Here is a 6,422-nt window from a genome sequence, read left to right as displayed (position 1 = left end):
CGTCGTCGCTTCAGAAGAAATCCAACAAAATACCTTAAAGAGGCTGAAAATAGGTATTGTGCGTTAATTGGTCAGTCGTAGAAAAAAAACAAGTAATGTCGGTACCTCTGAGACTAAGGCTCCCTTTGCTTCAAGGATAAATGATCAGCAAGATGTTTCACTTAAGCAACTACAGCAGCAAATGCCTGACTTAATAGAGAGAATACAAGCTATAGCTCCTGGATGCATTTTGGTGCAGATTAACTATGGAAATGGTGGTCTAGATATGTCGACAAACAATAATATGTCGGGAAATAATTTTTCCGGAGCGAGTTTTTCTGGACAAACTAGCTTTCAAGCTAGAGACGTTAATCAAACTCAAAACCTTCCAAGTGATATAGAAAAGAATTTTGCAGCATTGCTCGAAGAAATAAAAACATGGCCTGATAGTGACGATAAACAGGACGCTATTGACCATACAGCCAAATTAGAAGAGTCTGTTAAATCAGGTGCGTGGGAGAGAGCAAAGAAAATTATTGGATGGTTCCCAGGGGCAATAAGGACTTCGGCATCATTCCTTGCAATATTAAAGTTTATTGAAGAAGCTTCCTAAAGGAAGAAATCCTCAGTGATAAAATAAACCTCCAATTGGGGGTTTATTTTATTGTTAAACTAACCTAATGTCTAACAAATTATTACTTGTTAAATAATAGTACTGTTTGCTATACTGAAAATATATCATAGTGCTATGCACTTTAATTTCCTCTTCTAAGTTCTGGGCACGCGCCGAAAGAACCATTCTAATTACAAATTCGCGAAAGCGACTAATTTTCTTTGCTGATCAATCCTATTTGGTTTGAATCAAGCAGAGAGGGAGTAGGCAGTTTTACTGCCACATAAATATGGTAATCCCCTCGTTAGAGGTGTGATAAATGGTTTCCAGTCAGCTCTTAAATGAGCATTTACCGCAAGCATAGCGCCCTATCGGGTTGCACATTACACTGGGTGGAGTATGTCCTTTTTTGCCCAGAAAGGTGCCCTGATAGGGCTTTTCTGTTACCTTGGAAGGAAATAAATATTTGTAGGAGTGTACGTCACTAAATCCACTTGTGGAATAGGTTAGCGTGCACAATGGAGAAGAGTCATTTATTCATGTTCAGATTTACGTTACCAGCGAAAAGCTGCTTGCGTATTCGATCTGTGAGATAAGTGAGTCTTAAATGCCCTCCAGCAGACAACTTCATATGAAGATGTTTAATGGACGAGTCAGGTTAACAACCTTGAGTCGTCTTTTTGCTTTTTCGTAGAATGTTATCCGAGAAGGAAGAGTCATGCATGTGGTGAGATCCGCCGCTACTACATGTGAGTAAAACAGGCGTTAACATATAAGATGCGTAAGCGTCAGTGTCTAGGGGTTTGGTGACCGCCTACAGTTTCACAGATCACTACAGCAACATCAAGCACTTTCTGTGCGCGGCAGCTGCTCCCGGCTAATTCATAAAGGGGAGGTTAGGTAGGAAATGCAACTCAATGTGAAGGTGTAGCGATGGAAGAAGGACTGCGCCGATTCAAGCCAATGGAAGATAGTGGTTTGAATTTAAACTTATGGCCGTCCTCGGCCTGCGTTGCCTGGTCAAAATCCAGTCGATCACTAGAAATTTCTAGTATAGGTGGCGCTGCACTGGCTCTAGTAGAGCTACACGCGAAAACGTGAGTGTGTACATCGTGCTTAACGTTACAACTACATACTTCTATCCTTTCGCACTTATATAGACAGTGGCAGGGATGGCTTATAGGATCGGGAAAAATCGCCTAGTGGCGTAAAAACTGTCCTGCATGCCAATGGGTGAAGTATGTCCATACAAAGAAAATGAGGGGGGTTCTAACTTGCCAAAGAAGGGATATATCAAAAACGACGACAAAGTTCTAGCGTTCGCACGGGCAAATGAGGATATCAGTAACATAGGTGCTTACTTCAATCTGATGCAGCAATTTAATAGGCTCGCCAAACATACGCGAGGTGGTTTGAGCTTTGACACGCACAAGCTCTATTACAACAAGATGGACATGGCGCTTCGTTTCTGTGCAGATGAGTACAACCTTCAAAATATAGCTAACTTCGCTGGAAAGCACCTAGCTGCTTACATCATAGAGAGGCAAAGTGAAGGCAGTTCCGCTTCTACAGTTGACGGAGATTTATGCGCAATTCGTTTCTACCACGATCAACTGAGTACAGAGGCGAGGCATCGATTACCCGATAACATGATGTTACGGGATAAGTACGGCGTATCTTTGGAGCCGCGAATGTTTGGCGGCGTAAATCGGCGTTGTACTTGGCCGGAGATCGATAGGATGGTGGAGCTGGCTATCCGGAAGAAACGTTTTGAGATCTCTCATATGATCCAACTCGGGGCGGGTATGGGGCTGCGCATTCATGAGACAGTCAGGTTATCCTATGATGATGCTGCTAAAGGGATAAAAACGGGGATGTTGCCCATTAAGGGGAAGGGTGGGCTCGAACGTGACGTTCCTCTAAGAGGTGACATTCTTCAATTACTGCAGGCTATCATGCTGACAGTACCTAAGGGGGCTAAGCTATTCGTTCCAGAGGATAGGAAGGCACACCAAGTCATTCAGTCGGCACAATCATTTATTATTAACCATCGTGACAACGTTGTTGACTCTGCCGCGCGTTCATTAGGGGTGAACATGACTTTTCACGGTTTGAGACATTTGTACGCCTACGAGCGGTATCACGAATTCATTGATATTGGATTCTCGCCAGCTGCCGCAAGACTGAAAGTAGCATTGCTCATCGGTCATAGTCGGGACGATGTGACACGGATATACTTGGCTGATTAACTCAGATACCCACAGATTGGATTAAAGGGAGACTTCATATGGATGATACTAGCAAGCTACAGGAACGGATTGCCTACCTAGAACAGCAAAACAGAAATTTACAGGAAAGTATTGGACGATGGAGAAGAAAGGCACAGGGAAGCGCTACACGCTTCGTATATGCCTCAGAGAGGCATGAAAGGGGAAATCACTATATATCAGTTCCTATAGAAGGATTGCCTGCTGACACGCCGCTACACGAGGCACAGGTGTTCATGCGCAACAATGTATTACCTCGATTCTATCCGTACAAATATTGGAACTGTTATTCCAGTAAACGGTATGGAGGCTGGGTCGTAACGCTAGTGAAGGAAGATAGAACGATCGACATGGATTCAAGTATTGTGGGATTAAATTAATGTAAATTTGATGTGATTGTCGAAAACTTACAAAAATCGATAAGTTTTCGACATGACATTTAACTTATTATTAAAGTAATCTCAGTAGGAGCTAATAGTTTGTTTAATTTACAGTATTGGGTATGGTTTTCTTAAATCTAGATAGTAAAATTAATTCTAATAGTAATTTTGTGGATGAGTCGGTAATAACAAATAATTCGACATGGAAAATCATTCCACGACAATAAATGACAATATGTGCGTCTAATAACGATTATAATGAAACTAATTGTAAAGCCATGACCTTACAATTAGATCGAGGGGGAGCATTCAAACCTCCCGCCTACTGCTGACATCTTTGAGGTGATACAGATCATTAACACTACATTCCAAAATATGCGCCGCGTTTAGAGCGAATTCTAGACTCATAGTCTCGGTTCCGTTGATCAAGCCATGTACATACTGGCGTGAGCACTCCAATTTTCGAGCGAACTCGGCTTGGCTCATATTTCTATTATGGAGTAGGGTCAACAGTAGGCACTCCCCGATCCGGAATGCCATATTTCACTCCCCATAGCTAATGAAATAATGTAGTTAAGGACTACGAAGAAAGTATACAACACATTTGATGTAATTAGTAAGTCACTTAAAGTAAAGGTAGATGATAATATGTCTATGGAATGCGTAAATCCCGAAAAACAAAGCAATGTAGTATTTGATCAAATTTTCGAAAATGAACTTCAGGACTCATATCAAACATTTATGAATATTGTTAAATCGATACCAGAAATATCACAAACGGTCGTCTTTGATCTCGAAAATATTTTCATTTTATCAACGAGACAAGCGGTAGAACTTACATTGAGTATAGGCAACAAGGCAACCATGGTAGCATCATAACGGTAAAAAATGAAGCCCCAGGACATATCTCTGGGGCTTCATTTTTTGTGACCACAATTGCCCACATTCTGCCCACATCGGGGCTTTAAAAAGCTTGTTTTCCGTTGGTTATCATTGGTTAGGCATTGGTGCATGGATAATAAAAAAAACCTTGCTGGGATTGGATTTGTTTGTTATGAATGGTTGCGGATGTGCAACGGATATTGATATACTGGACATTACAAGGTTTCATATAGTGAAACAGTTTGGCTTATGAAGGTGGTGACTCTTCTATGGAAGATGGCAAGCTGACCGTGCGTGCTGTTGAGCGCGCTTTAGATATTATGCTTTGTTTCACGGGGGCGTCTGAGTTGACGTTAACCGAAATTGCTACACGTGTGCACCTTCACAAAAGCACGGTACATCGCCTTCTAGCATCGCTTGAAGGCAAGGGCTTCATCATGCGTGATGAAGCGACGGATAAGTTCAGACTGGGTTACCGGCTCTGGGAGCTCTCGGCTAACTTGTCCAAAGAGGGAGACCCCGGCATCATTCTGCTGCCGGAGATGGAACGGCTCCGCGATCTCCTCGGGGAGACGATCTCGTTGTACGTGCAGGACGGCCTGGTGCGCGTGCGCATCCAAGCCGTGCAGAGCAACCATGCCATTCGCCGAGTCGCCCCTGTCGGGGCGCGAATGCCGCTTTACGTCGGCGCCTCGAGCAAGGTGCTCGTCGCCTTCGCTGAGCCAGGGCTGCTGGATCAGCTGCTAACCTCGGCCGACTGGCCGACAGGGTTAGGCACGCAGGCGTACCTGCAGCAGCTCAGCGACACAAGGCGCGCGGGCTTCGCCACGAGCGTCGAAGAGCGAGAGCCTGGCGCGGCGGCTGTGTCCGCGCCGATTCTTGACCGCGGCGGCCGTCTAGTGGCCGCCCTCGCGGTCTCGGGTCCAGCGAACAGACTTACGCTGGAGCTGATGCAAGAGCAGGCGCCGACGATTATGGAGGCGGCGCGCCGGATGGGCACGATGCTGCGCTAAGCGCTCAAGCCTGATAACGTGCAGACTTGAGTAGGAAATAAATTGCAAATAAGTACCTGCACAACTGCAGGTATTTATTTGCATATTTCCCTGCTCATATCATACCTCATTAGCATAGCTCCTTTTGTTTGCCCCACTTCCCCGAGTAGTCCGAAATTACCGAACTAATCCTTCTGTCTGCGGCAGAATCGGACTATTTGTCTATTCTACAGAGGAGTCTTCGGATTTAGTTGGGCAAAGTTGGACTATTTATAAGAGTTGCTAAGCACACGGTTCGCTCGAGTTACAAGTATATAGGGGTGCAACTCGGACGGATGCTTTGCCGCCGATAAGCCATACTATAGGTGGGAAAGGGAGTGGGTACATCATGAAGAAGACAGCCTCGATGCTGGCGATCTGGATAAGTCTGGCTAGTAACATCGTGCTGACCGCTATCAAAATCATTGTCGGCCTTCTGTTCAATAGCCAAGTACTTATTGCGGATGGTATCCATAACGCTGGGGATGTTATTGCAACAGCAACGGCATACAGCTCCATGCGCGTATCCTCCAAACCAGCGGACGTGGAGCATCCCTACGGGCATGGGAAAGCGGAGGTGCTAGGGGCCTTTATTGTAGCCATTATATTAGGCGGAGCCGCTATTTATATGGGATATCACTCGATACATGCGCTGTTTGAATCGGCGGGCGAGGCGCATATCATTGCTTTTTGTGCAGCTGTCATTTCCCTCGTGTGGAAACAAATCCTGTATGTCTATACGATGCGCATAGGAAAGCAGCTGAACAGTAAAGGGTTGATAGCGACAGCCTACGACCATTTAGCGGACGTGTATGCATCTATAGCGGCTTCAGTGGGGATCGGACTCGCATTGATCGGGGATCACTACAATATTAGTTACTTGGCGTACGGAGATCCGGTAGCAGGGATTATCGTATCGTTCCTTGTATTAAAATTAGCCTACGAAATGGGAAGAGAATCCTTCGATATATTGATGGAGCGAAGTGTCAGTCCCACTTACATTGAGCAGTATGCATCTTTAATCAGAGGTGTACCCGAGGTTAAGAGAATCGATCGACTGCGTGCGAGGGAGCATGGCCATTACATATTAGTTGATGCGAGACTTGGCGTTCCAGGCCAGCTGACGATTCAAGAAGGTCATGATATCATTCGTAATATTAAACGGAGAATTAAAGAGGCACATGGTGATGTGGATGAAGTGCTAGTCCATTTAAATCCTTGGTATGAAGAACAAGCTGACGCCTGAGTATATGCGTTGGCTTTTTTTGTT

The 6,422-nt window shown here is 44.9% G+C and carries 6 protein-coding genes; 5 read left to right on the top strand and 1 reads right to left on the bottom strand.

Going from position 1 to position 6,422, the window contains the following annotated elements; all coding sequences use genetic code 11:
• Positions 1-67 precede the first annotated feature (67 nt).
• The 3 genes from A8708_RS34490 to A8708_RS34480 all read left to right on the top strand — a co-directional run bounded on the left by A8708_RS34490 (position 68) and on the right by A8708_RS34480 (position 3,239).
• Positions 68-592, top strand: coding sequence for a hypothetical protein (locus tag A8708_RS34490; RefSeq protein ID WP_068671603.1), 525 nt, complete (start codon positions 68-70; stop codon positions 590-592).
• A 1,274-nt stretch (positions 593-1,866) separates the two neighbouring features.
• On the top strand, positions 1,867-2,841 hold the full coding sequence (locus tag A8708_RS34485) for a tyrosine-type recombinase/integrase (protein WP_068671601.1): 975 nt from the start codon (positions 1,867-1,869) through the stop codon (positions 2,839-2,841).
• 38 nt (positions 2,842-2,879) lie between these two features.
• Positions 2,880-3,239: a hypothetical protein gene (locus tag A8708_RS34480; RefSeq protein WP_068671599.1), complete on the top strand. Its 360-nt coding sequence runs from the start codon at positions 2,880-2,882 to the stop codon at positions 3,237-3,239.
• Between the two features lie 309 nt (positions 3,240-3,548).
• Here A8708_RS34480 and A8708_RS37160 read toward each other — a convergent pair whose 3' ends face one another.
• A complete protein-coding gene (locus A8708_RS37160; protein WP_068671597.1) occupies positions 3,549-3,779 on the bottom strand; it encodes a helix-turn-helix transcriptional regulator in 231 nt (76 codons plus the stop codon).
• 611 nt (positions 3,780-4,390) lie between these two features.
• Between A8708_RS37160 and A8708_RS34465 the strand changes: the two genes are divergently transcribed.
• Both A8708_RS34465 and A8708_RS34460 read left to right on the top strand, forming a co-directional pair.
• Entirely contained in the window at positions 4,391-5,134 is a 744-nt protein-coding gene (locus tag A8708_RS34465) for an IclR family transcriptional regulator (protein WP_068671593.1), read from the top strand.
• 367 nt (positions 5,135-5,501) lie between these two features.
• On the top strand, positions 5,502-6,398 hold the full coding sequence (locus tag A8708_RS34460; protein WP_068671591.1) for a cation diffusion facilitator family transporter: 897 nt from the start codon (positions 5,502-5,504) through the stop codon (positions 6,396-6,398).
• The last annotated feature ends 24 nt before the right edge of the window (positions 6,399-6,422 follow it).

The organism is Paenibacillus oryzisoli (assembly GCF_001653565.1).
Taxonomy (GTDB): Bacteria; Bacillota; Bacilli; order Paenibacillales; family NBRC-103111; genus Paenibacillus_E; species Paenibacillus_E oryzisoli.
This window is presented reverse-complemented; position numbering and strand designations above follow the sequence as displayed.

Excerpts from the sequence above, each read along its gene's own strand:
- A8708_RS34480 (WP_068671599.1), top strand. The coding sequence starts at position 2,880 with ATGGATGATACTAGCAAGCTACAGGAACGGATTGCCTACCTAGAACAG.
- A8708_RS37160 (WP_068671597.1), bottom strand. The coding sequence starts at position 3,779 with ATGGCATTCCGGATCGGGGAGTGCCTACTGTTGACCCTACTCCATAAT.
- A8708_RS34465 (WP_068671593.1), top strand. The coding sequence starts at position 4,391 with ATGGAAGATGGCAAGCTGACCGTGCGTGCTGTTGAGCGCGCTTTAGAT.
- A8708_RS34460 (WP_068671591.1), top strand. The coding sequence starts at position 5,502 with ATGAAGAAGACAGCCTCGATGCTGGCGATCTGGATAAGTCTGGCTAGT.